The sequence below is a fragment of the Candidatus Babeliales bacterium genome, from assembly GCA_016929235.1.
Taxonomy (GTDB): domain Bacteria; phylum Babelota; class Babeliae; order Babelales; family JABCYS01; genus JAFGJD01.
Genome location: JAFGJD010000005.1, coordinates 58,565 through 82,464 on the forward strand (window position 1 = coordinate 58,565; position 23,900 = coordinate 82,464).

Consider the following 23,900-nt stretch of genomic DNA (forward strand, 5'->3'; position numbering starts at 1 on the left):
TTTTTATTTTTGCGCTTCGATATGAAGCAGCGGTGTGACAAGATCAATTGAGCGATCTTTGCTTTTCTTTTGACCTGTATACATGCGGTCTACAATGGCGTTTGTAAACATTTGTGATTTATTATGTGATAGCCCTGTTGCGTATGGTACCCATGCCATCAACCACTGAGCAAGACTTTCTGCATTGCTAAATGAAGAAACAGCATCCATTGATGTGATAGTGATGTTTTTAAATCCAGCCTCGGTTAATAATGTATGATACACATCAGCTGATTGCGCATAAAAGATATTGCCTTTAATCGGACATTGTTGTTTCCAGTAGGGGTCATTAAATATTGTGGCTATGTCCCTGTTCTCTCCACCAGTAGTTCGTATAAGTAGCCGCCCTCCAGGATGAAGCGCGTTGTACATATTGTTCAATGCTGCTCGTTGGTCCCTTATCCAGTGCAATGTTGAAAAACTGACAATTAGATCGTATGTATTACGAATATCCAATATTTGAATGTCAGCTTTCTGGAATGTGAGATTTTGTATATCGTGATGTAGTTCTTGTGCGTAGCCGATCATGTCCTGGGAATTATCAATGCCCAGGACTTGTCCATTGGGAACGAGCTCCGCAATTGTCGCTGTGACTCTGCCATCGCCACAACCGACATCTAGGACTTGTTCTGTGCCACCAAAGGTATGCGAGTCAAGTGCGTCATAGGCACTTTCTTCCTGAGGAACAGAATGTTTAGTGTAATGTTTTCCACACCACTTTGTCATGGCGTTACCTTAAATAGATCGCCAAAGTAATCTCAATGAAAATCAACAGTGCGATTAACAGCGATAGTAAATCTTCTCGTGCGCCGTCAATGCGGTTGAAGTATACCGTTCGGACATCTTTGATGATGGCTAGTTTTTTATCGATTGAATCCTTCCAGCTCTTGAGATCTAATTTGTCTACTAGCAACGAATAGATCTCGGTAAAGTAGGGTTCTCCGACGAGTTTGATACTACTTTCTAGTCGTTCTGTAATTACAGATATATCAACTTTGAGCCGTCCTAGATCACCAATTGGATGTGTTGAGCCTACAAATGGTAGATATGCCTTGAAGGGAGGCTTTGTTGCTTCTTGTTCATAGACATTATAAAGCTGTCGATCTAACACGCGATCAAAATACTGAAGCTCAAGCTTGTGTAAGTTTGAGAACTCGAATAGATCAAGAATTTCATAATATTCTGCGTCGTACGTGAACGCGGCTTCGGTATCAATAATGATCAGATCGCCACGATAGTATCCGGTTGCATCAGCAAGGATCTCTTCTTTTTGGAATTCAGATAATGATTCAGTTTCAAATCGTAGCGCTGACGCGATGATACCACCGTACTTGTTTTTCAATTCAGTGGCCGACACTTCTGGGTTTGGATCGACCTGGATTACAAAGTAGGACGAACGAAGATGAAAGAAATGTGGCTGCTTAATAAAATCTTTAATCTTTTTATATACAAGGACCGCATCGCTGTGACTTTGTTTTTGTGAATCATTATAAATAGTAATCAGCTTTTTCCTGATATTGTCGAGTGTATCATTAAACGGAATTTGATAGGTTAACGACAATACGCCAAAGTGGTGTAGCTTGCTGCTTACACATCTAGAACGAGCATTGTGTGGATGTGGCAACTCAATTGAAAGTGGCGCATGATAGTTTTTAAAATACTTTGGCTGTGATAGCGGGAGAAGCTGCACGCGCTGTGATTCTTTGATGGAGTCAAGATTAATTTCATCACCAAAATCAAATGCGTGGAATATAAAAAGATTTCCAGAAAAAACATAATCGTTCTTGTGTATTGTCATGATGTATTCCTTATTTTTTCAGGATGCTTAGGAATGCTTCTTGTGGTACATCCACATTGCCGATTTTTTTCATACGTTTTTTACCGGCTTTTTGTTTTTCAAGTAATTTTCGTTTTCGTGTGATATCGCCGCCATAACATTTGGCAATCACGTCTTTGCGTAACGGTGATAGCGTTTCGCGTGCAAGAACTTTTGAGCCAATAGCCGCCTGGATAGCAACCTGGAATAATTGTCGTGGAATTACCTTGCGCAAGCGTTGAACCATATCACGACCAATATAATATGCGTTATCTCTATGTGTGATAAATGTGAGTGCATCAACTGCTTTGCCATTTAAAAGAATATCCATTTTGACTAAGTCGGCTGGTTCGTAACCTGATTCTTCATAATCAAAGCTTGCATAGCCCGAGGTTAGTGACTTGAGTTGATCATAAAAATCTGTAGCAACTTCAGTCAGTGGTAATTTGTATCTGAGAATAAGTCTGTTTTCGGTCAGAAATCGCATATCGAGTTGCTGCCCGCGTTTTTCCGTACACAGCTTGATAATGTTACCGAGATACTGTTGTGGAAGAATGATGGTTGCATCAATCATGGGTTCATAGATGACATCGATTTTGTTTGGTTCGGGGAAATCCGCTGGATTTTCTATATCAATCATTTTATCTGTGTTGGCGAGTTTAATTTTATAAAGAACGTTTGGTGCTGTCGCAATGACAGACATGCCATATTCTTGTTCTAGTCGTTCTTTGAATACGTCCATGTGCAGCAGGCCAAGAAATCCGCAGTGGAACCCGACACCTAGTGCTGCGGATGTTTTCTTTTGTACGGACACACTCGCATCATTGAGTGTCAATTTTTCAATAGCTTCCCTGAGCTGTTCAAACTCCGTTGTATCAACAGGATAGATTCCTGCAAACACCATTGGCTTTGCCGGTTTGAATCCTGGGAAAGCCTTGCCGATATTGGTTGCGTGGAAGATGGTATCTCCGACACGAGCTTCCTGCACGGTTTTCATCCCGGTAATGATGTATCCAACTTGTCCTGCATATAATGCATCAGTTGGTGTTTGATCTGGATGCATCAGACCAAGTTCGAGAATTTCATACTTTTTACCACTTTGTGCAAGTGTGACTGTATCGCCTTTTTTCAGTACTCCGTTTTTGAGTGCAACCAGACAGACAACGCCTCGATAATCGTCATACCATGAATCGAATAATAAGGCTTTGAGTGGTTCTGCTAAAGCGCCTTGTGGCGCGGGGATATGTTCGATGATGGCATCAAGAACATCTGTCATTCCCTGTCCCGTTTTGGCAGAAGCAAGAATGATATCTTTTTGTTCGAAGTCGAACAATGTTTTCATTTCACCCATGACTCGTTTTGGGTCTGCATTACTCATATCAATTTTGTTGATAATAGGGATAATGCTGAGATCTTGATCAAAGGCGAGATAAAAGTTTGCCATAGTTTGAGCTTGTACGCCTTGGCATGCATCAACAAGTAGAAGCGCTCCCTGGCAAGCATACAATGATCGTGAGACTTCATAGCTAAAATCGACGTGGCCTGGAGTATCAATCAAGTTCAACAAATATTGCTCACCCTTATAGGTATAGAACATAGATGCAGTTTGTGCTTTCACGGTAATGCCACGTTCTTTTTCTACCTGGAGCTTGTCTAAAAATTGTTCGTTTTTTGTTCTGGTAGATACCGTGCCCGTGATTTCCAAAAGTCGATCAGAAAGGGTCGATTTTCCGTGATCGATATGTGCAATCACAGAAAAATTCCTGATGCGCTCAGGCGGGAATGACTGTAAATCTTTACTAGGTAATGCCATGATTTTTTCTCTACTCTATGGAGTGACTGTCCAGAGTCTCAAGCGGACAGGTTGCGCGTATACTCAAAAGTGTATGGAAATGCTGTGGCTTTGCAACTATTTGCCAAGAGGACTAGCTTCCCAAATTATTCAGATCCGCTGCAATGTCATTCATAGGATCATACGTGATAGTATTGTCAGTACTCATCTGGATGAGATGGTTCATGATGCGCTCCCAGAGTTGATCTTGTAGCTCATAGGCGTATGGATGAAATGCCCCGAGGACTTCCAATGCGTTGAGGCCCTCTTTGTTTCTATGTTGTGCGTCTTCAGGCGGAAGATTTTGTAAAAGAACTTCAATGACCTTTGCCTCTGCTGGGATTCCGAACCACAAATCACGGGGCACACTTATTAGCATGGGGAAGCTTACCAGCCATGCATAGACTGCCATCGTAGGAGATTTTTCAGAAATAAGATAAGCGAGGGCAGAAAGTAAGGTGCTTCCCATAAGTGAATTGGTGATGCGCCTTCCGAAATCTTTGCCAGTTCCTTTTATTTTGCTGATCATAGAGTTTCCATAGATACGCATTGCTGCCGTCAGTGGTGGATCCTCATATTGGCCCACACGAGTTGAAAGATTGGCACCACGCTGAATAGCATTGTGAACGAGCCTTGGCTTGCTTTGCATAATACCAGTCCATAGGTCACGCGTTGCTTGGGAGGGCGTCGCAGATATGGCCAGGTCGGTGCAGTTCCACAGAAATAGTACGGTTGCTACAAGATATGTTTGCTTCATTTATACCTCTTGCTCTAAGAGTACAAGGTCAAATACCTGTCTCACATCATCTACAAAAAAGAGCTCGATATTATCGCTTAAGTCTTCTTTGCATTCTTCGACATCTTGGCGATTAGCTTCGGGTAGAATGATCTTAGTAATCCCGATTCGTTCTGCGCCAAGAATCTTTTCTTTGACCCCACCGATAGGAAACACGCGACCAGTTAAAGTCACTTCACCTGTCATAGCGAACGTGTTATTGACGGGCCGATTGGTGAGTGCTGATGCGATTGCTACCGTCATCGCAACACCAGCAGAATTGCCGTCTTTTGTAGCAGCGCTTGGTGCATGAATATACCAATCATAATTTTGTATTGCATCTCGGTCGACGCCGAAAATATCAATGTGTGATTTAATAAAATTCATAGAAACGTGTGCTGAATCAAGACATGTGTTTATCATGTTTCCAGTGATATGAAGCTGGCCTTTTCCAGATGACTTTTGCACTTCGAATGTCTTTACGTTGCCAAATCCCAGTGATGGAATTACGATCAAGCCATTTACTACACCGACGCGACTTTTTTGAATATATGCTTGCTCGAGGTCTGGATTATACCCTACGCCAAGAAAGGGAACAAGATTATTTGGCGTTAACGTGGGAAGTGTTCCTTGCTCAGCGAGTTGAAGCGCCGCTTTTGAGCATATAGTGCGCATTTGCTCTTCTAGCTTTCTTACGCCTGGTTCAATGGCATAGTGTTCTATGATGTGTTTCAGGGTTGCTTTATCTAAAACAAGTCCTTTTTCTCCCATACCTGTTTCCCGTAATACCTTAGGAATAATATGATGAGCCGCAATGTGGATTTTTTCATCGAGTGTGTAGCTATTAAACTCAACAATCTCCATGCGATCGAGTAATACTGGATCAATGTCATATATGTTGTTGGCAGTGGCAATAAAGGTTACCTGTGAGAGATCAAAAGGAACATCGAGATAGTGATCTACAAATTGACTATTTTGTTCTGGGTCAAGTACTTCAAGGAGTGCAGCGGCAGGGTCCCCGTGCCATGAGTTTTCTCGTGCCAATTTGTCTACTTCATCAAGAAGAATGACGGGATTATTGGTTCCTGCAGCTTTAAGTGCTTTTAGGATATTGCCTGGCTGTGATCCGATGTAAGTTTTCTGGAATCCACGGATTGCGCTCTCTTCGTGTACGCCTCCCAGAGCAACTCGTTCAAATTTTTTACCAAGTCCGCGCGCGATTGAGCGTGCCAGCGTTGTTTTTCCTGTGCCTGGAGGGCCAGAAAAGCATAGAATTTGAGGTTTTGTATGATCACTAAATTGTTGAGTTGCGAGGTGTTCGAGGATTTTGTTTTTTGCTTTTTGAATTCCGTGGTGGTCTCGGTCAAGACTTTCCCTAACTTCACCCAGTGTTGGCGCAGCATCGGTTGTTGTATTCCATGGAAGAGAAAAAAGGAATTTCAAAAATTCATGTTGCTTTGGGGCTTCATGGGCACTCATATTGCGCGAAAGTTTTTCGATTTCTTCGCGCACCCGTTGTTCAATTGTTTCAGGAAGATTCAATGCTTCGAGCTGTGCCAGATATATATCAGATTCTTGTGTGTTGAATAGAGCAGTTGTTTGTAGTTTGAGAACTAAGATGCTGAGTACGTCATCTAGGTTTGCTTTGTTGGCAAGATCGAGAGCCGTCTCACTTTCGTGGTTTTCGGCATTTAGTCTCGCATCAGGATAGAATGCTAAGAACCTGATGATGGCGAGTCGTTTTTGGTAAGCCGATTGAAAGGTTACCGGATCCGCATAGATATGTTGGCGATGTTTACTAACCAAATCAGTTAAGACACGTGTTGCATAGATGAGGGGGGTATCACCATGTTCACCGTAATGTGCATTGATGGAGGCTCCTTCCTTGAGTGCATATTGAATAGTTTCGAGACTTCCTTGAGCAATTCCATAAAAGAGCGTTGCAGTTTTTTTCTGTTGCTCAAGACTCTCTGATTCATGCGCTTGCACAGTGGAAAGTGGCAACAAAAACATACTGAGGATAGTAAGCGAAATGCGAAATCGGTTCACGAGAGCCCCCAAGAAGTAGCAAATTGCATACTAGAAATATTGCAAACTAGTATGATCCATTTATTTGTCTTAGCAAGAACCTTGCTAGCATAGCAGGCGCGGGGGTTGCGAAGCAAGGGCTTATTTCTTAAATGGTGCATCGGATAATTCTTGTGTTCTCGTGCTTGCCGGGGTATGCTGTGGCTACCATGTTATTATCGAAAAATAAGCCTCTGTAAAGGGATCAGTTCATGGAGCCTACCATTCACGGTCATGATGGAAATAGTTCAATTAAGCCAGTGCTGATTGAGGAGGAATTAAAGACCTCCTTTCTTGATTACGCGATGTCGGTAATTGTTAGTCGCGCAATACCTGATGTACGTGATGGCCTTAAGCCGGTCCATAGGCGTATTTTATATTCTATGTATCAATCAGGCTTCTTTTATAATAAGCCGCACCGCAAGTCTGTTCGTGTTGTTGGTGACGTGCTTTCCAACTATCACCCCCATGGCGATGCTGCTGTGTACAATACAATGGTGGGGATGGTTCAAGAGTTTTCTAAACGATATCCATTACTTGACGGCCAAGGTAACTGGGGTTCTATTGATGGTGATAACGCAGCTGCTATGCGTTATACCGAAGTTCGTATGATGCGTATTTCAGAAGAGCTACTTGCCGATCTTGGCAAAGAAACCGTTCCCTTTGTTCCTAACTTTGATGAATCGACCGTTGAGCCGACGGTGTTGCCAAGTAAAATACCGAATCTTTTAGTAAATGGAACTGCCGGGATTGCCGTCGGTATGGCGACTGCGTTGCCGCCCCATAACTTGGGCGAAGTAATCGATGGCTGCTTAGCATTGCTAGATAACAGTGCCATTTCTGATGAAGAATTATTTGACAAGATTCCTGCACCTGACTTTCCAACAGGTGGTATTATTTGTGGCAGAAGCGGTATCGTTCAGGCATATAGGACTGGGCGTGGCAATGTGATCCTTCGTGGTGTTATTGATGTTGAGGAAACCAAAAAGGGTACTTCGCTTATTGTGTCAGAGCTGCCATATCAAGTGAATAAGGCTGAGCTAACGATTAAGATTGCAAACCTCGTTAAGGACAAAATTATTGATGGTATCTCCAACATTCGCGACGAATCAAACAAAAAAGGCATACGTCTTGTTATTGATATCAAACGTGGGGAGAATCCTCAGGTTGTTTTAAACCAGCTTTATAAGTATACCGATCTTTCGACGTCGATTTCTTTCTTGATGTTAGCATTGCTTGATAATAAACCCTTGATCTTTACGTTACGTGATATGTTGCGTGAATTCTTGGTCCATCGTGAAGAGGTTGTATATAAGCGGACTCAGTTTGATCTGAATAAAGCACAGGCCCGTGAGCATATTCTTGCAGGTTTATTAATTGCGCTAGCTGATATCGATAATGTTATTGCATTGATCAAGAAATCTAAATCTGCGCCTGATGCTATTTTGGAATTGAATAAAAAATTCTTACTCAGTGATGAACAAAGCAAAGCCATCTTGGAAATGAAGCTTCAAAGGCTTACCGGACTTGAACGTGAAAAGATTCAAAATGAGATGGGAACGATCAAAGAGTTAATTAAAACACTCGAAAACATTCTTGAAAATCGTGACGTTTTGCACGAAGAAATTCGTAAAGAGCTGCAAGAGATTAAAGACAAGTACGGTGACAAGCGTCGTAGCCGTATTGAAGGTGCTGTTGATATTCTCACAGAAGCAGACTTGATTCCTGATGAAGAAGTGGTTGTAACGTTGACACGCAAGGGATATATCAAGCGTGTACCTCTCGAAATTTATAACGTACAACACCGTGGCGGGAAGGGAAAAATGGGCGCAGCAAAACTTGATGAAAAAGATGACTTCATTGAAGACGTATTTATAGCCCGCAATCACGACGAGCTACTCTTTTTCACTAACTACGGTCGCGTATACAGTTTGCCAACCTACGTGGTTCCTGAGGCTTCGCGCACAGCGCGCGGACGCGCTGTCATCAATATCCTCAAACTGAACGAGGGTGAACGTGTTGTAAAACTGTTGTGTACGCGTGATATGGAAGATAAGTTCATTGTTATGTTGTCGCGTAACGGTATTATCAAACGAACAGCAGCCTCTAGTTTTACTAAGATTCGTCAGACTGGTATTCGTGCCGTAACGCTTCGTGATTCCGACGAGCTCACATTCTGCTCCATTAGTAATGGCGACGATACTATCGTTATCGCAACGGCAAACGGCCAAGGCATTCGATTCAAGGAAACAGAGGTTCGTGTCATGGGCCGCCAGGCCGCCGGTGTAATGGGAATTCGACTCAAGTCGGGAGATCACGTTGTGGGGATGGAAGTTCTTTCAGATGAACGTGACATACTCTTTGCTACTGAGCGTGGTTACGGAAAGCGTACTCGTATGGAAGATTTCCGTGTTGCTCACCGTGGTGGCTATGGGGTCAGAACTATTCCGACGGATAGCAGAAATGGCAAGGTCATCGGGCTAGCAGTGGTTGGTGAAGAAGCAAGTATTCTTCTGATCGATACGCTTGGTAAGATTATTCGCCTCTCTCCAAAGGAAATTAGGACCATGGGCCGTCAGGCAAAAGGTGTCCGTCTCATTAGGCTTGAGCCTGATCAGCAGCTTACAGCCGTGGTTGCCTTTGAGGAACAGGATGATTCTCCTGAAACTTCGGAAGCTGAACTACAAGAATCTTCACAAAAGGCCTCTGCTCCACAGGGTGCTGTCAAGGTTAAGATGAGTGGACCAGAAAACCCAACCGAATCGTTCTTTATGGGTGGTTATCCAGATGAGGATGGAGAGTCCGACTACATCTCTGGGGGTCTGAAAAAGGAGGCAAATGAGCAGCTTAAGCTGTTCGGCCCTGGTGATGATGTGGATGATGATGGATACGCCTTTTAGGAGCTTGGCATTTTACCGCTAACTGTGTATCATGGAAACATCGTATCAAGGATACGTCGTATCAGAGATACATTCGAAAATAACCGAGAAATAACTACTTTCTGGAGATAGTACGTCATGCCAGTACCAAAACGTAAGCGCTCGCGAGCGCGTCGTGATAAGCGATTTGCTAACAAAGGTGTTAAAGCCAAGTCCTTCGGTGATTGCTCCAATTGTAAACAGCCGGTCATGCCTCACCAGGTATGTCAGGGATGTGGATTCTATGGTGGTCGGAAGATCATGGTAACCAAGCAAGAACGTGCTCAGCTCCGTAAAGAGCGTCAAAAGACAAAACGAGCAGCCGCTCCTCAGGCTGCAGCACCCGAATCCCAGGGTGAGTAAAAGATAGGCCCCTCCCTCAGCGGAGGGGCTTTTGCATAAATAACTCCCATCTATAGTATGAAAATATGCCCCTAGAGGGCTTTTTCTATATGGAGGTTATGATGAATAGAAAATTTTTATCAATTTTACTGGTGGCACTATTGGGTCTTACAGGGTGTGGCGGTCACAAAGTATCGTATCGACCAGTCGAGCTTAAGGCTCAGCCTGTTCAGTCGAAAACTCAAGATGACATTGCAGTTTCTGCTAGGTGTTTAACTGATGCAGAAACGACACATTACTTTGGCGAAGAAGTTGATTTTGCCAAGGGTAGAAAGATTGTTCCTGTCCAGATTGCTGTTAAGAATGATAGGCCTACAGGGCAGCGTGTTATTGTCAACGCTGAAAATGTTCAAGTCGCTGTGGTTCCAGAACATGTGATTCTTGAACGTGGATCATTCCCTCCTGGAAATTCAACGCTTACTAATGTAGTCGGGTTGCCGTTGGCATACGCTGGAGCTGGCTTTGGCACGTGCATTATAGCGTCTGTTCTTTCTAGCTCGCAAGCTTGGAAGTTTTTTGCAGGATGGCAGGTCGCTATACCATTGACCCTGATAACAGGACTTTTGTGGTGGTTGGCGATTGAACTCTCGATTCCTGGTCCTGGCCATAAGTTCAAGAGCGATATTCGTCGTAAGACATTGAAAGAACTTTCTGTTCTTCCTGGCAAAAGCGAAACACGTTTGATCTTTGTGTATGAAGACGAACTCCCAGCATCATTAGATGTGGTTGTTAGAACGTGTGCAAAGAAAAGACGTAATGACCAGATGGTTGCGTTTCACGTTCCAGTGCAGAAGTAACCGCGCTGATTTATAGATTTGTAATATGAAGATGAGCGTCCGGGGTATCCTGGGCGCTTCTTTGTTGTATCTTGCCTTTTACCCCCAGTATGCTACGTTTTCCCTAGTATTTTTCCTCAGAAAATTCTTATCTCGTGTGGAGTAACGCATGGCACAAAGTTTCCTTTCGTATTGGTGGGGTGAGTATCGTAAGGTTCCGTATTACCAAGAGCTCCTAATAGGCGGTCTTGCGGTTATCCTAGGATTAGGGGGATCGTACTGGTATCGATCAATGGTAAGTGCTCGTGAGTTGAAAGCGCATAAAGCATTTACTGAGTGTTACGAGGTCTACGAACAAGCAGCACTTGCACAGTATGCAGAAAAAGATGACAAGAAGGCAGAACAACTTTGGGAAGAAGCAGAACTAGCCTTCAGGACAGGCTACCAACAAAACACTCGTTCCTATCTGGGACCTTATTTCTTGGCATTCGAGTCAGAAACCCTTGCACGCCGAGGATTGCTCGATAAGGCTATTGAGAGCCTTGATGAGTTTCTTTCTAAAATTAGTTCCTCCAGTAAGTTATATGGACCATACGCGGTTAAGCGTGCGCTCATGAAGATGGATTCTCCAGACGTAGCAGTTAAGCAAGCTGGGCTCGATGAGCTTCAAGATGAGTCTCGTAATGTCCAAAATATGCACCGCGATGTAGCGCTCTATTTTCTTGGTCAGTATTACACAAGCATTGGTGAGTCTGACAAAGCGCGCGGCGCTTGGGATGAGATTGCCGATATCGGTTCTGCACAAGACAAGACAACACAATCACCGTGGATGCAGCTTGTCAAACCACTGACAGCCTAACGGACGGGGATTTCATGAAGAACATTCGTGTTCGGTTTGCGCCATCTCCTACGGGGCATCTACATATTGGTAGTGCTCGCGTTGCGTTATTCAATTGGTTGTTTGCACAACATAACAATGGCACGTACGTTGTCCGTATTGAAGATACTGACACAGAACGATCGACGCAGGAGTATGCAACCTCTGTTATTGACGCATTGTCATGGCTGGGACTTGAAAGCCAAGAGCCGCTCGTGGTTCAATCAACACGAATCGATCGTTATAAGGAAGTCATTACACAACTTCTCAACGAGGGAAAGGCCTATCGTTGTTTCGTATCGGAAGAAGACATTGAAGCATATAAACGCGCGCGTATGGAGCACGGTGAACCGATGGGTTACCGTAGTCCATGGCGCGATAAGCAGCCCTCTGAGCAAGATCTCCAAAAGCCGTATGCGATTCGTTTGAAAGTACCTGATGACCGGATAACAGTCACCTTTGTTGATGAGATTCATGGTGAGATAGCTGTTGAAACAGCACAGTTGGATGATCTGATTATTCAGCGATCTGATGGGATGCCGACCTACAATTTTGTGGTCGTGATTGATGATCATGACATGGAGATTTCTCACGTCATTCGTGGCGAGGATCACATCTCCAATACTCCAAAACAGATTATTTTATATGAAGCGTGTGGTTTTGAGGTACCTGTCTTTGCTCATGTTCCCCTTATTCTTGGTCCATCAGGCGAGAAATTGAGTAAGCGCGATGCTGCGGTATCTGTGTTGGATTATCGACGTAATGGATATTTGTCAGATGCGTTTTGCAATTATCTGGTTCGACTAGGATGGTCACATGGAGATCAAGAATTATTTTCTCGAGAACAGATGATTAGCTATTTTACGCTTGAGCATGTGGGAACCAAAGGTTCTATTTTCGATGAAGATAAACTGAAGTGGTTCAATTCGATCTATATTAAAGAGACTGATGCAATCGATTTGTTGGCGATTATACAGCGTGACGTACGCCCTGATTTTGCACAGTGTGTTCCTCGCTTTTCTCAAGAGCAGCAACTTAAATTGATTGACATATATAAACCTCGTCATGCAACTCTCTCCGAGATTGCTAATGAGATAATTGAGCTTTATTCGCCATCACAAGTTCTTCCAAAGGATGCACTTGTGGAGTGGGCAACTTTTGAGAATGTTACTCGCTTACATGCAGTGCAAAATCTTCTTCAGGAAGCGGCTAGTTTTGATGAAGAATCATTACATCATCTCCTTAAGGGGTATTGTGCTGAATATAGTATAAAATTTTCTCTGATTGCTCAGCCGATTCGACTGGCATTGACGGGGACACCTTCTAGTCCTGGTATTTATGCACTTCTTTCCTGTCTTGGCAAAGAAGAAAGTTTACAGCGCATAGGTAACTTCGTTACATTGTTACAAACGGTAACGTAAGGAAGAGTTGTAAGTACGCGTAACCCATGAGGTGTTCATGAAGATTGCGGTCCTGTTTCCAGGATATGGAAGTCAATATGTTGGTATGGCAAAAGAACTCTATGATACCTCTCGCACAGTCCAGGAATTTTTCGAAGAAGCGGCACATTGTCTTGATAAGAATTTCGTAAAACTTTGTTTTGCATCGTCTGATGTTGAAATTAGCAAACTTGAAAACGCTCTTCTTGCTAATTTCCTTGTTAGCTCAGCCTTATATTCTGTTCTAAAAGAACAAGTAGATCTGCGGCCCAGTGTTACAGCAGGATATGGGTTTGGAGGATTTGCTGCTTTATTTTCTGCTGGGGGTTTAAATTTTCCTGATGGTTTGTATTTGATTAATAAATACATTGCTTTTTTTCATGAGTCTTTTCCCCATTTGGATAAGGTAGCCGTGCATGTGTCAGGATTTGATCTTGAAGCACTGCAGCAGGTGATTGATGAAGTGAATGAGGGGACATATATTGCCGCTTTTGAGACTGACAAAGATCATGTTGTGATTGTTCCGTCCGATTCGCTTGGACATTTGAAATATCTTCTTAAAGAGCATGGTATTAAGAAGATCAAGCCGTTCCCTGATATTGAGGGTCTTCATTCTGCGGATATGGAGCCTGTAGTAAGTCAACTCATGTTATATTCAGAAAAGGTTGATTTTAAAGATCTGCAGATTCCATTGCTTGCTAGTTGTGATACACGGATAGTTACTGATAAGGGGGATATTAAGGATGCAATGCGGCGTCATATGCTCTTTCCATTACAGTGGTATAGTGCTTTGCTGTCGTTGCATGATTATGATTTGTTCATTGAAATTGGTCCTGGTACGGTCCTATCAGAACAAATAAAAAACTTGTATCCTAACAAGCAGGTTATTTCGATTAATACCTTAGATGATATTGATCGAGCAAAAAGCATTTTCGAATTGAAACACACAGTATAGGGAGAAACAATGTCATCATTTGATCGAAGTGATACTGCGGCAAAACTATGTTCCATCCTTACAAAAGAATTAAAAGTAGATGCTGCATCATTAAAAGAAGAAAAAACATTTAAAGAACTAGGTGCTGATTCTCTTGATATGTTTGAAATTACACTCAAGGTAGAAGAAGCGTTTGGTTTGGAGATTCCTGATAATGATGCTGAACAACTCCAAACGATCAAAGCGACAGTTGATTATCTTCAATCTAAAAGAACAAAATAAATAAGTTCGTACTAAGTGATTTACAATGGAAACGGCCCGGGATATTTTCCCGGGCCGTTTTGAGTACTAGCTGATTTGGCTTAGCCCTACATGACTAAACAAGAATATTGATTAGTTATAGGCATAGCCACATTTGCCCCAGACACCCCAGCTACGGACTGCCTTGTTCTTAGCTCCAAGCTCAGCTTCTGCGCCAAGATCGAAGAAGATAGGGCCATGATTGTCGAAGAACTTAGCTTCGCCGACATCCCATGTGTAACCAATGTTACCAAATACCTTATGAGCAACCATGCGAGGACGCATTCCGCTGTTCACATCAACAACATCGCTGAGGGTATCAGTGGTTGCAATGACGTTGGTCAATGCAGCTGCTGTACCGTTACCGGCTGTGTTGTCAGTGTGCTTGATGCTGCCCATACCATATGTCGTTGAGTAGTCAATGTAGTTATCGCTTACATACTGAACACCCTTGACACCGAAGTAACGAACGGTTGATGTTCCGCAGCATTCATCGCAGTCGCTGTAGGTGCATGGATCACAAAGATTTGCTGGACAATCGAAGCTTTCGCAATCGCGTGCCTTGATTTCGTAACCGAGATCAAAGTTCCAGTTCTTGTGTTTGAGGTTGAAGTAGAAGAGACCGTCTACTAACCAATCAAATCCTGATTTGACACATACGGTGAAAATATCAGCAAAGTTACGGAGGCGACCATTGTAGGTCAATGTTCCAGCTACGTCTTCAAATTCCTTCATCAAGAGGTAACGTGACCACTTGGTGTCGGTTGGACGATAGGTGCCGGTCTTCATATCGAAGAGACGGCATTCTTCGCCCTTGAACACGTGGGTTACGTTTGCATCACCGAAGAAGTACATTGAGGTGGTTTGTTCATCATTTTCAAACAGACGAACTTGACCTTGAAGACCACCACCTAATTGCCAACGACGGTAACCAATGCGAGGATCAAAGATTGAGCGGTTTACTTCCATTGTTCCGGTTGGGAACACGGTGCGTGCGTACAATCCAAGATTTCCGCGATCACCATCTACCAAGGTATATCCAAGATGGAGAGGAATATCTGCTATGCCAACCTTATCTTGTGGGCAGTTGCAGATAATACGTCCTGCTTGGAGAGGAATATCCTTATCACCAAAGGTATATTTACCGCTGAATGCTTTGCAAATCGAATCGATGGTTCTTGGTCCAGCATAGTTACCACGGTTGACGTAGAGACCTGTAGTGGTTGTAAGACGGTTTTCCATTACGTTTGGAGCGAAAGCTGAGCCACCACGCTGGGTTGTGGTTTCGCAGGTTTCCATGGTCCAGATGGTGTAAGCTATAGGTAGCTTTGACCACATGTAAAGACCTTCTGCCCAACGATCCATGCCGAGATAGAAGCTTGGCTCAAAGATGAAGTTTTCAATCTTTGGTTTAAGCTCTAATGTTCCGCGGAATGTTGGAGACATACCGAGATCTTCAGCACGGATGTCAATAGTACCATCTAAGTTTTCACCAACAACGAATTGGTTTCCATTGGTGCATTCGCATGCAGGTGAGAAGTAACGACCTAGACGTTCTGGATTAAAGCTGTGTTGATATTCAAATGCTGCTGCTTTTACCCAGTTCCAATCTTCGAGACCATCTATGTTCATAAGATGGCCTTGACCCATGTAATCACGAGCTCTATTCATACCTTGTGAGAAAGGAAGAATATCAGGACGTGCACATACATAGTTGTCTTTGCCACAACCATAGTGTGTATAGGTATCGCTGCAGTCGGAATCGCAAGCGTCGTCACAATCAGCCAAAGCGCGTCCCGCCATACCTGCTATTAAAGCAAGGCAGAAAACGCTTCTTAACGTTAATTTCATATGATACTCCTTTTCAGATCCATATATGGATTGAAAACTCTATATAAAATAAATCATGAGATGCGTATAAGAATGAATTAAAAACTCCTTTTTTCTCGCGGGACACCCTCCTTTCGTACTGAAATAATGAGCGTTCTTTATTTCACTTCACTAAGCCTTTTTTCTTAATTGCGACAACCAGGTGCAGGTATCTAATGAAAGTATTAGCAAATAGCTTGAGCAATTGCAACTTATTGATCAATAAGTTTTTCTTAGGAACTATGTAGAGAGGAAAAAGAGCTTATTTAAAGATAAAATCGCTCGTTTCCTTCACATTTTTATGAAACAAAACTATGCAGGAGACCCGGTCCAAGCCGAGTCTCCTGACATTTTTGTGCTTCATGCTGTGTGATGTGTGGAGCTTAGTTGTAACTTACGCCGAGTTTGCCCCAGACACCCCATTGGCGTAACGCCTTGTTCTTATCACCAAATTCTACTTCAACGCCAAGGTTGCTATATATAGGATAGTCGCGGTCTTCCCACGTATAACCAAACGTTCCGTAGATTTTGTGTGAAAGCATACGCGGTCTGCGTCCGCTCTCTACATCAACGATACTGGTGAGTGTATCTGCTGTGCCAAATGTATTTGTAGCAGTTGCGGCAGCAGCGGCATGGTTGCCAGTGCTTGCATCAGAGATGGTTGCTGTTGGTTGAATGTTGGTGTTGCTTACAAGTTGTGTTCCCTTGACGCCGTACCTGAGGGTTGATGTAGAAGTGCATGAACAATCTTCACAATCGTCACCATAGGCTGGGTCACAAATCTTGAGACATTCACAGTCGAAGTCTTCGCATGCGCGGGCCTTTAATTCATAGCCGAGATTTCCAATCCAACCTTCGTGTTTTAACTCGAGGAAGAAGAGGAAATCAACCATCCAGTTAAAGCCAGATTTGATGCAGACATTGAAGATGTCAGCAAAGTTGCGGAGACGTCCCGTGTACGCGAGATTTGCATCAAATTCTTTTAGGAGAAGATAGCGAGACCAGGTTCCATTATTTAATTTATCAAATAGACGGCATTCATCGTTTTTGAAGATGTGTGTTACATACAAGTCAGTGAATGCATTCAAAGAAGTTTCATCATCTTTATTGTATAATTCAAGACGACCTTGTACTCCACCACCGAGCTGCCAACGACGGTATCCAACGCGAGGGTCAAAGATCGATTGGCGCACTTCTTTCGTTCCCGTTGGGAATACAGTCCTGAGGTAGAGACCGAGATATCCTTTGTCACGGGTTAGAAAGTTCCAGCCAAGATGTACCGGAATATCAGCAACGCCGGTCTTGGAATCACCACAAGATGGAATGCGACCTGCTTGCAGTGCAAGATCCTTATCGCCCCATGTTACGGTTCCTGCAAATGCTTGCTTGATGCTCTTTGCTTGAACGCGGACAGGATCATTTCCAACATCCATAAGATTTTCTAAGAAGTTGGTCCCACCAGCTTGTGATGAGGTTTCACAAATCTCAAGATCCCAATTGGTATAGTTAACTGGTATTTTAAACCAGAGATACATACCTTCAACCCAGCGATCCAATCCAAGATAGAAACTGGGTTCAAATACAAAGTTTTTGATTTCAGGGCGTAGACAGAGTGTTGCTCGGAAGGTTGGAGAAAGTCCGAGATCTTCGCCACGTACGTGTACGCCGCTCGTATTGTCTGGGCCTACGGTAAAACAGTTATTACAGCAACTTGGTGACAGATGTTTACCAAGGCGTTCTTTGTCGAAATTTTGATTGTACGCAAATGCTGCAGATAGAGCCCAGTTCCAATCATCGCGGTCGATGAGATTTTGTAAATGAGCTTGTCCTGCATAATCACGAGCGCGATTTTCGCCTTGTGAGAATGGAAGGAAGTCTGGACGAGCACATGCATCGACACCCTCAGCGCATCCACGAGCCCCGTTACATGTTGTCGTCGAGCTGCATGAAGTGCAATTGACGGCACAGCAGCCATCATTATCACAGTCTGCATACGCTGCATTAACACATGCAACGAACAAGCCCAAGCATAACAATCGCTTCATTATGATACTCCTTATATATAGAACGGTTATTTTTTTAATATCCCTATATTCGAATTCCTCCTTTCGAATATTTTTTCTTTCTTTAAAATCATCTCAATTACTTGATCAATGTAGAAGATAAGCATGCTCCCTTGCAACAAATCGTATTTCCAGTGATTTTATCGAGGCTTGAATTCGTTATTTTTTCGGAGCACACTCAAAAGTCGGTTTAACGATTTGTGCCAAGGTGAGGAAACTATGCTCTTTATTGCTTTGTGGATTGCGATTCAGATTATTACAGAAAGTTTTCCGATTAGTAGTTCGACTCACGTTGTTTTACTTGAAAAATTAACTACCATGCTGGGATATGGAGATTGGATCAATCGTATCCCAGACCACTTTGATGATGTTCTTCATTTTCCAACGCTTTGTGTGCTTGCATATGTTTTTTGGCCACGCTGGACTGCGATGGTGCGCATGTTGTGGTACCATTGGCAACGAGTCGTATTATCATTGCTCAAGACAGGATCTGGTGTTTTTGTAACCATCGTGCTGTATGGATTATTTATCGTTATTGGTAAAGAGTGGTTTCCTTTGCAGCTTGGATTGAGTATGACTCTTGGCCTACTGTTATCGCTTCGTTGGGTGCCTCGTAATGCCGAGCAGCCGTATACCATGATCATGGCTTTTATATTGGGGTTGGTGCAAGGCATAGCGCTGTTACCAGGTTTATCTCGATTGGGAACAACATATGTCGTAGCTCGGTGGTTACGATTATCGGTACGTGATGCGCTTGAGATTTCATTTGTGTTTCAAGTGCCCCTCATTATTCCTGCGGTGGCACGAGGCCTTGTAAGTGTGTACAAGAGTCCCTTTGCCGGCGAAGTATTGAACGGCAAAACGCTGTTGGTTATGCTGGTCGCAGGTGTCGTAGCCTATAAAGCATTACTCTGGACCATGGAGCTGGCACGATCAGGTCAATTATGGAAATGGAGTTTCTATATGATTCTTCCTTTGGTTATGAGCATGCTGATCTAACATTCTAAAACCGCTGAATATGTAAGGAATAGTAATGAGACGTAGATCGAGAAGAAAATCATGGACAATACCATTTGCTCATGAATTGATTGCACTTGCGCTCAGTGCCGTTGGGGTATTTTTATCGTTATGTTTTGTTAGCTTTGATCCGTATGACGCATCATGGTTTTATTATAGGAGCTCAGATCTCGGTATAAATAATTGGTGTGGAGTTGTAGGTGCACACACTACAGGATTATTTCTCTACATGTTTGGCGGAGCATCACTAGTATTTGTAGGCTTCTGTTTTTATGCTGCCTATCATATTGTAGTGTATGGCCGTAATCATTTTACACTACGGTCATTGATTGCAGAAGAAGCGGATCGTCTTGTGGCACTTACTTTATTGATACCGATTCTTTCTGCACTGAGCGCGCTTCATCGTATTGATCTTTTTCATGATATTGATCCTGGAGGACGACTAGGATATGTGATTACCATGATGATGCGGCCGTTCATTGATCGGATTGGAAGCTTCTTGGTTTTGTATACGTTGTTAACGATGAGTGCAATTCTTTTATTTCGCGTGTCGTTTGTTAGGGCTATTCAATTTATTTTCCGTGGGGTCAAAGCCATTCTGAATGTGAAATGGTGGGGGCCACCTGTTTCTGCAGTTGTCTATAAGGGGGTTGTTTTATCGGGGCGTCCTTTCGTATTGACCTATCACGGCCTCAGGCATTTGTGGGCTGCACAAGATGCACAAGACGACATTTCAGTAGTCGAGTTTCAGGCTGATGAAGAAGTTGACGAGGTCGTTAAGCAAGTGCATAAGGATGCATTTTGGAATCGTTATCAAGAACAATCAGATGTTGTTGCGGCGCAGGCAGTAGCTCGTCAACATATTCCCGAAGAGACTGATCATGAATCAGTATCGAAACCTCAGTTGCAACCTCGTAAGCCATATCGTGTTCCCGATGCTTCTCTGTTTGAGAAAAAGAATAATCAGGATTCTTCTAAGCAGATTTCTCATGAATTAAAACAACGTGCATCAGTGTTAGAGGAGAAGCTTGAGCAGTTTGGTATCAGTGGCAAGGTCGTTACAATCAAACCCGGCCCGGTGGTAACGCTGTTTGAATATGAGCCTGCCATTCATATTAAATTAAGCAAGATTCTTGCGCTTGAAGATGATCTTGCCTTAGCGTTACGCGCTACCAGTATTCGGATCTTAGCTCCAATCCCTGGGACTGCTGTAGTTGGGTTTGAAGTTGCGAATCAAAAACGTAAGCCAGTGTATTTAGCATCCATTGTAAGATCACATGCATTCAGCTCATATGATGGAGAGCTTCCGCTTGTTCTTGGTGCTGATACAGTAGGACAGCATGTGATTGTAGATCTTGCAAAGATGCCACACTTGCTTGTGGCTGGCTCGACAGGATCCGGTAAATCAGTTGCTCTTAACACCATGCTTATCAGTTTGCTTTCTAGTAAAACTCCTGATGAATTGAAGTTAATTCTCATTGATCCCAAACGTTTAGAGTTTTCATCATATGCAGACATTGCGCATCTCTTATTCCCGATTGTAACCGATACGCGTAAGGCTATTCCGATTTTGAAGTGGGTTGTTCAGCATATGGAAGAACGATATGAGAAGATGGCATCATTAAATGTGCGGAATATATCAGATTACAATGCAGCAGTGGAACAAGAAGATGCCTTTCCGTTTTTAGTTGTTGTAATTGATGAGTTAGCCGATCTTATGATGACGGCGGGACGTGATGTTGAAGACCACATTGCGCGTATTGCACAAATGGCACGAGCTGCTGGTATTCATTTATTAGTTGCAACCCAACGACCATCGGTTGATGTGATTACAGGTCTGATTAAAGTTAACTTCCCAAGTCGTGTTTCATTCCGAGTCACATCGAAAGTTGACTCACGTACTATCTTGGATGCTACTGGTGCGGATAAACTATTGGGACGAGGTGATATGTTATTTCTTGATGCGCATGCATCCCATCTCCAACGGGTGCATGGTGCGTACATTTCTGATCGTGATATTCGATCGATTGTGCAGCATATACGTGCAGAGCGTGCGCCTAATTATCTTTCAATTGAAGAAGTCTTGGCTTCTCACGATGTATCACTTGCTGGTTCTGATGATGCGTTATATCGAGATATTTTGACCTACTTAGATACGGTTGATGAAGTATCTATCTCTTTGTTACAGCGTCAATTCAGAATTGGATATAATCGTTCGGCACGTATCATAGATGCATTGGAAGCACAGGGAAAGATTATGCCTGCTGATGGCGGTAAAACGCGTAAGGTTATTCGCTCATAGTGATTTGTTGACAAAGAGATTAAAAGTCGCCATGTTTCCGAGGAAATTGTTTGTTGAGGAGCTTCTTCTCTTTTCATAAAAAATACGGAGTTATTGGTTATGCATATAGATGCATCGTTTTTCACTACTGCCGTTTCGGGATCAAAGATTCGGCAGGGTGATTTTCCTTCTCTATTTTCCTGTTCTATTGATTCACGAATACCGCAGAAGGGTGATATTTTTTTTGCATTACGTGGTGAGCGTTCTGATGGACATGAGTTTCTGCATGAAGCGCTTGCTAATGGGGCAACTGGGGTTGTAATTTCTCAAAAACGGGAAGACTTATTGAATCAGCTTCCTGATTCGATTTTAGTGATCACAGTGCCAGATCCTCTTTCTGCCTTAATTGCATTAGCACGTGCATGGCGCAAGAGGTTTACCTTTCCGATTGTTGCATTAACTGGCTCGGTTGGTAAGACATCAACGAAAAATTTAATTGCACATATCCTCGAGCAAAATCAATCCAATTACTTGGTTGCGCATGGTAATCAAAATACGCAGATTGGTGTTGCTATGAATATCGTTCGTATGACTGATCAGCACGATGGTGCTGTGTTTGAGATTGGCATCAATCAACGAGGTGAAATGGGCCGCATTGTCGACATGTTGCGCCCTACAACAGCTTTGATAACCGCAATTGGGCACAGCCATATGGAAGGGTTAGGTTCGTTGGTTGATATTGCAGTAGAAAAACGAGATATCTTTAAATTCCTCAAAGAGGATAGTGTGGGATTTGTGTTTGGCGATCAGGACATTTTATCTGCTGTGTCATATCCTCATCCAGTGATTAAGTTTGGACGGAAAACAACCAATCAGATTCAAGCACGCAAAGTGGTGATTACGGATGCAGAAATACGCTGTACTCTTAAGATTTATAACAACAAGTATGGTGTAGTATTACCGTATATTCATGGTGGTATGTTAAATAATATTTTGGCTGCTGTATCGGTGACACAGTATCTTGGTGTTCCAAAGGATACTATTATTACTGCCATTCAAAAACCAGTCGTAGTACCACGACGGTTTCAAGTCAAACCAATTGGCGATAGTATCATGATCGATGACTGCTATAATGCAAACCCGGAGAGCATGAAGGCTGCGTTGCTTGCACTTCAACAATTAGAAACAGATGCATACAAGGTTGCTGTTCTGGGAGACATGTTGGAGCTTGGTAGCGATGCGATCTTTTGGCATCGTCAGGTCGGACGTTTTTTGCGTAAGGTTCCAAGTCTGAAACATCTCGTGCTAGTTGGGACGCAGGTTGAGCATACACAGGCGACAGCTCCGCGAACGGTAAAAGTTCATCGAGTGGCGACATGGGAAGAGGCTGTTGTGTATGTTGAGTCGATTCTTTCTCGTCGCTCTGTTATTCTGGTGAAAGGATCACGAGGAGTCGGTTTAGATAAACTTGTTGATCGCTGTGTTGTCCAACCAGAATCATCGTCAGTCCAGAAGGCCCTGCATGACCGAGAAGTATCAGCATAAATCGGTTCTTACTCATGAAGTTTTAACCTATATTGACCCCCAACCAGGGAAGGTATACTTAGATGTAACCTTTGGTGGTGGCGGTCATACCCGGGCTCTCCTGGAGCATGAGCCTGGATGTTCAGTCCTTGCAATGGATTGGGATATGGACGCGCTAGAACTCAAGGGTGAGCCTCTCCAAAAAGAATTTCCTGACAGGTTAAGACTTTTATGGGGTAATTTTGCTCATCTTTACAAGGTATTAAAAAAGGCCGGAGTAACTCAGGTTGATGGAATACTTGCCGATCTTGGGACATCTCAATATCAGATTGCTCATCGTCCAGGATTTTCAATTTTCAAAGAGACCGAGCTAGATATGCGCATGTCCCCAGCGCATCAAAAAACGACTGCAGCCGACGTGATCAATCATGCATCTGAAGAGGAGCTGCGTCAGTTGTTTTGGCAGTTGGGAGAAGAGCGGTATAGCAAGCAGATTGTGGCTGCTCTTGCTAGGGCTCGTAAGGATCATCGTATTACGACGACTAAGGAATTAGCTGAACTTGTACAGGCCGCAGTTCCCTATCAGAAATATCATAAGATTCATCCGGCTACTCGGGTATTCCAGGCATTGCGAATGTATGTGAATCATGAGCTCGACAATATCCAGGCATTTCTTTCTGGTGCTGTACGGGCCCTAGTTCCCGGGGGAAGATTGGTCGTGATTAGCTTCCATTCTCTTGAAGATCGAATGGTGAAGCAGTTTTTCAAAAAAGAGCAAAACGAAGGTCGTGTGAGGATTCTTACGCCAAGGGCGGTCATTGCTTCGGCTCAGGAATTAAAAGACAATATTTCAGCTCGATCGGCAAAACTGCGTGTGTGTGCTAAAAATTAAGGCGAAAAAGTGCCAGTGGAAGGCCAATTTCTTGGTTTGACAAAAGAAAGTTAACGAATTAGATTAGGCATCGGAGTCAC

At 43.3% G+C, this 23,900-nt stretch carries 18 protein-coding genes; 11 read left to right on the forward strand and 7 right to left on the reverse strand.

From position 1 onward, the window contains the following. Nucleotides 1–3: 3 nt before the first annotated feature. From JW872_02370 to JW872_02390, 5 genes are all read right to left on the reverse strand, one after another. Entirely contained in the window at nucleotides 4–765 is a 762-nt protein-coding gene (locus JW872_02370; GenBank protein ID MBN1549482.1) for a class I SAM-dependent methyltransferase, read from the reverse strand. Between the two features lie 4 nt (nucleotides 766–769). Further along, complete coding sequence (locus JW872_02375) at nucleotides 770–1,837, reverse strand: hypothetical protein (GenBank protein ID MBN1549483.1); 1,068 nt, start codon at nucleotides 1,835–1,837, stop codon at nucleotides 770–772. Nucleotides 1,838–1,847: 10 nt separating this feature from the next. After that, nucleotides 1,848–3,668 (reverse strand): elongation factor 4, encoded by a 1,821-nt coding sequence (gene lepA, locus JW872_02380; GenBank protein ID MBN1549484.1) that lies wholly within the window; start codon nucleotides 3,666–3,668, stop codon nucleotides 1,848–1,850. 112 nt (nucleotides 3,669–3,780) lie between these two features. Further along, complete coding sequence (locus tag JW872_02385; protein MBN1549485.1) at nucleotides 3,781–4,443, reverse strand: hypothetical protein; 663 nt, start codon at nucleotides 4,441–4,443, stop codon at nucleotides 3,781–3,783. Further along, nucleotides 4,444–6,510, reverse strand: a complete 2,067-nt coding sequence (locus JW872_02390) for an AAA family ATPase (GenBank protein ID MBN1549486.1) — start codon at nucleotides 6,508–6,510, stop codon at nucleotides 4,444–4,446. Between the two features lie 230 nt (nucleotides 6,511–6,740). On the opposite strand from JW872_02390, the gene gyrA reads away from it, so the two are divergent. The 7 genes from gyrA (at nucleotide 6,741) to JW872_02425 (ending at nucleotide 14,156) form a co-directional block, all read left to right on the forward strand. Beyond that, complete coding sequence (gene gyrA / locus JW872_02395) at nucleotides 6,741–9,428, forward strand: DNA gyrase subunit A (GenBank protein MBN1549487.1); 2,688 nt, start codon at nucleotides 6,741–6,743, stop codon at nucleotides 9,426–9,428. A 117-nt stretch (nucleotides 9,429–9,545) separates the two neighbouring features. Further along, entirely contained in the window at nucleotides 9,546–9,809 is a 264-nt protein-coding gene (rpmF, locus tag JW872_02400) for a 50S ribosomal protein L32 (GenBank protein ID MBN1549488.1), read from the forward strand. A 98-nt stretch (nucleotides 9,810–9,907) separates the two neighbouring features. Beyond that, nucleotides 9,908–10,645: a hypothetical protein gene (locus tag JW872_02405; GenBank protein MBN1549489.1), complete on the forward strand. Its 738-nt coding sequence runs from the start codon at nucleotides 9,908–9,910 to the stop codon at nucleotides 10,643–10,645. A gap of 148 nt (nucleotides 10,646–10,793) precedes the next feature. After that, nucleotides 10,794–11,483: a hypothetical protein gene (locus JW872_02410; protein MBN1549490.1), complete on the forward strand. Its 690-nt coding sequence runs from the start codon at nucleotides 10,794–10,796 to the stop codon at nucleotides 11,481–11,483. Between the two features lie 14 nt (nucleotides 11,484–11,497). Beyond that, nucleotides 11,498–12,922 carry a glutamate--tRNA ligase gene (locus JW872_02415; protein MBN1549491.1) on the forward strand — a complete coding sequence of 475 codons (1,425 nt, stop codon included), beginning with the start codon at nucleotides 11,498–11,500 and terminating at the stop codon, nucleotides 12,920–12,922. 37 nt (nucleotides 12,923–12,959) lie between these two features. Beyond that, the gene (locus JW872_02420) at nucleotides 12,960–13,895 is read left to right on the forward strand and encodes an ACP S-malonyltransferase (protein MBN1549492.1); all 936 of its coding nucleotides are present in this window, start codon (nucleotides 12,960–12,962) and stop codon (nucleotides 13,893–13,895) included. Nucleotides 13,896–13,904: 9 nt separating this feature from the next. Further along, the gene (locus tag JW872_02425; protein MBN1549493.1) at nucleotides 13,905–14,156 is read left to right on the forward strand and encodes an acyl carrier protein; all 252 of its coding nucleotides are present in this window, start codon (nucleotides 13,905–13,907) and stop codon (nucleotides 14,154–14,156) included. A gap of 111 nt (nucleotides 14,157–14,267) precedes the next feature. Here JW872_02425 and JW872_02430 read toward each other — a convergent pair whose 3' ends face one another. Beyond that, nucleotides 14,268–16,025 (reverse strand): hypothetical protein, encoded by a 1,758-nt coding sequence (locus tag JW872_02430; protein MBN1549494.1) that lies wholly within the window; start codon nucleotides 16,023–16,025, stop codon nucleotides 14,268–14,270. A gap of 401 nt (nucleotides 16,026–16,426) precedes the next feature. Next, entirely contained in the window at nucleotides 16,427–18,088 is a 1,662-nt protein-coding gene (locus tag JW872_02435; GenBank protein ID MBN1549495.1) for a hypothetical protein, read from the reverse strand. Nucleotides 18,089–18,325: 237 nt separating this feature from the next. Between JW872_02435 and JW872_02440 the strand changes: the two genes are divergently transcribed. The 4 genes from JW872_02440 to rsmH all read left to right on the forward strand — a co-directional run bounded on the left by JW872_02440 (nucleotide 18,326) and on the right by rsmH (nucleotide 23,820). Next, nucleotides 18,326–19,105 (forward strand): undecaprenyl-diphosphate phosphatase, encoded by a 780-nt coding sequence (locus JW872_02440; protein MBN1549496.1) that lies wholly within the window; start codon nucleotides 18,326–18,328, stop codon nucleotides 19,103–19,105. Nucleotides 19,106–19,139: 34 nt separating this feature from the next. Next, the gene (locus JW872_02445; GenBank protein ID MBN1549497.1) at nucleotides 19,140–21,425 is read left to right on the forward strand and encodes a DNA translocase FtsK; all 2,286 of its coding nucleotides are present in this window, start codon (nucleotides 19,140–19,142) and stop codon (nucleotides 21,423–21,425) included. 99 nt (nucleotides 21,426–21,524) lie between these two features. After that, on the forward strand, nucleotides 21,525–22,949 hold the full coding sequence (gene murF / locus JW872_02450; protein ID MBN1549498.1) for a UDP-N-acetylmuramoyl-tripeptide--D-alanyl-D-alanine ligase: 1,425 nt from the start codon (nucleotides 21,525–21,527) through the stop codon (nucleotides 22,947–22,949). After that, complete coding sequence (rsmH, locus tag JW872_02455; protein MBN1549499.1) at nucleotides 22,927–23,820, forward strand: 16S rRNA (cytosine(1402)-N(4))-methyltransferase RsmH; 894 nt, start codon at nucleotides 22,927–22,929, stop codon at nucleotides 23,818–23,820. Before murF ends, rsmH begins: the two co-directional genes overlap by 23 nt. The last annotated feature ends 80 nt before the right edge of the window (nucleotides 23,821–23,900 follow it).

Excerpts from the sequence above, each read along its gene's own strand:
- JW872_02370 (MBN1549482.1), bottom strand. The coding sequence starts at position 765 with ATGACAAAGTGGTGTGGAAAACATTACACTAAACATTCTGTTCCTCAG.
- JW872_02375 (MBN1549483.1), bottom strand. The coding sequence starts at position 1,837 with ATGACAATACACAAGAACGATTATGTTTTTTCTGGAAATCTTTTTATA.
- lepA (MBN1549484.1), bottom strand. The coding sequence starts at position 3,668 with ATGGCATTACCTAGTAAAGATTTACAGTCATTCCCGCCTGAGCGCATC.
- JW872_02385 (MBN1549485.1), bottom strand. The coding sequence starts at position 4,443 with ATGAAGCAAACATATCTTGTAGCAACCGTACTATTTCTGTGGAACTGC.
- gyrA (MBN1549487.1), top strand. The coding sequence starts at position 6,741 with ATGGAGCCTACCATTCACGGTCATGATGGAAATAGTTCAATTAAGCCA.
- rpmF (MBN1549488.1), top strand. The coding sequence starts at position 9,546 with ATGCCAGTACCAAAACGTAAGCGCTCGCGAGCGCGTCGTGATAAGCGA.
- JW872_02405 (MBN1549489.1), top strand. The coding sequence starts at position 9,908 with ATGATGAATAGAAAATTTTTATCAATTTTACTGGTGGCACTATTGGGT.
- JW872_02410 (MBN1549490.1), top strand. The coding sequence starts at position 10,794 with ATGGCACAAAGTTTCCTTTCGTATTGGTGGGGTGAGTATCGTAAGGTT.
- JW872_02415 (MBN1549491.1), top strand. The coding sequence starts at position 11,498 with ATGAAGAACATTCGTGTTCGGTTTGCGCCATCTCCTACGGGGCATCTA.
- JW872_02420 (MBN1549492.1), top strand. The coding sequence starts at position 12,960 with ATGAAGATTGCGGTCCTGTTTCCAGGATATGGAAGTCAATATGTTGGT.
- JW872_02425 (MBN1549493.1), top strand. The coding sequence starts at position 13,905 with ATGTCATCATTTGATCGAAGTGATACTGCGGCAAAACTATGTTCCATC.
- JW872_02430 (MBN1549494.1), bottom strand. The coding sequence starts at position 16,025 with ATGAAATTAACGTTAAGAAGCGTTTTCTGCCTTGCTTTAATAGCAGGT.
- JW872_02435 (MBN1549495.1), bottom strand. The coding sequence starts at position 18,088 with ATGAAGCGATTGTTATGCTTGGGCTTGTTCGTTGCATGTGTTAATGCA.
- JW872_02440 (MBN1549496.1), top strand. The coding sequence starts at position 18,326 with ATGCTCTTTATTGCTTTGTGGATTGCGATTCAGATTATTACAGAAAGT.
- JW872_02445 (MBN1549497.1), top strand. The coding sequence starts at position 19,140 with ATGAGACGTAGATCGAGAAGAAAATCATGGACAATACCATTTGCTCAT.
- murF (MBN1549498.1), top strand. The coding sequence starts at position 21,525 with ATGCATATAGATGCATCGTTTTTCACTACTGCCGTTTCGGGATCAAAG.
- rsmH (MBN1549499.1), top strand. The coding sequence starts at position 22,927 with ATGACCGAGAAGTATCAGCATAAATCGGTTCTTACTCATGAAGTTTTA.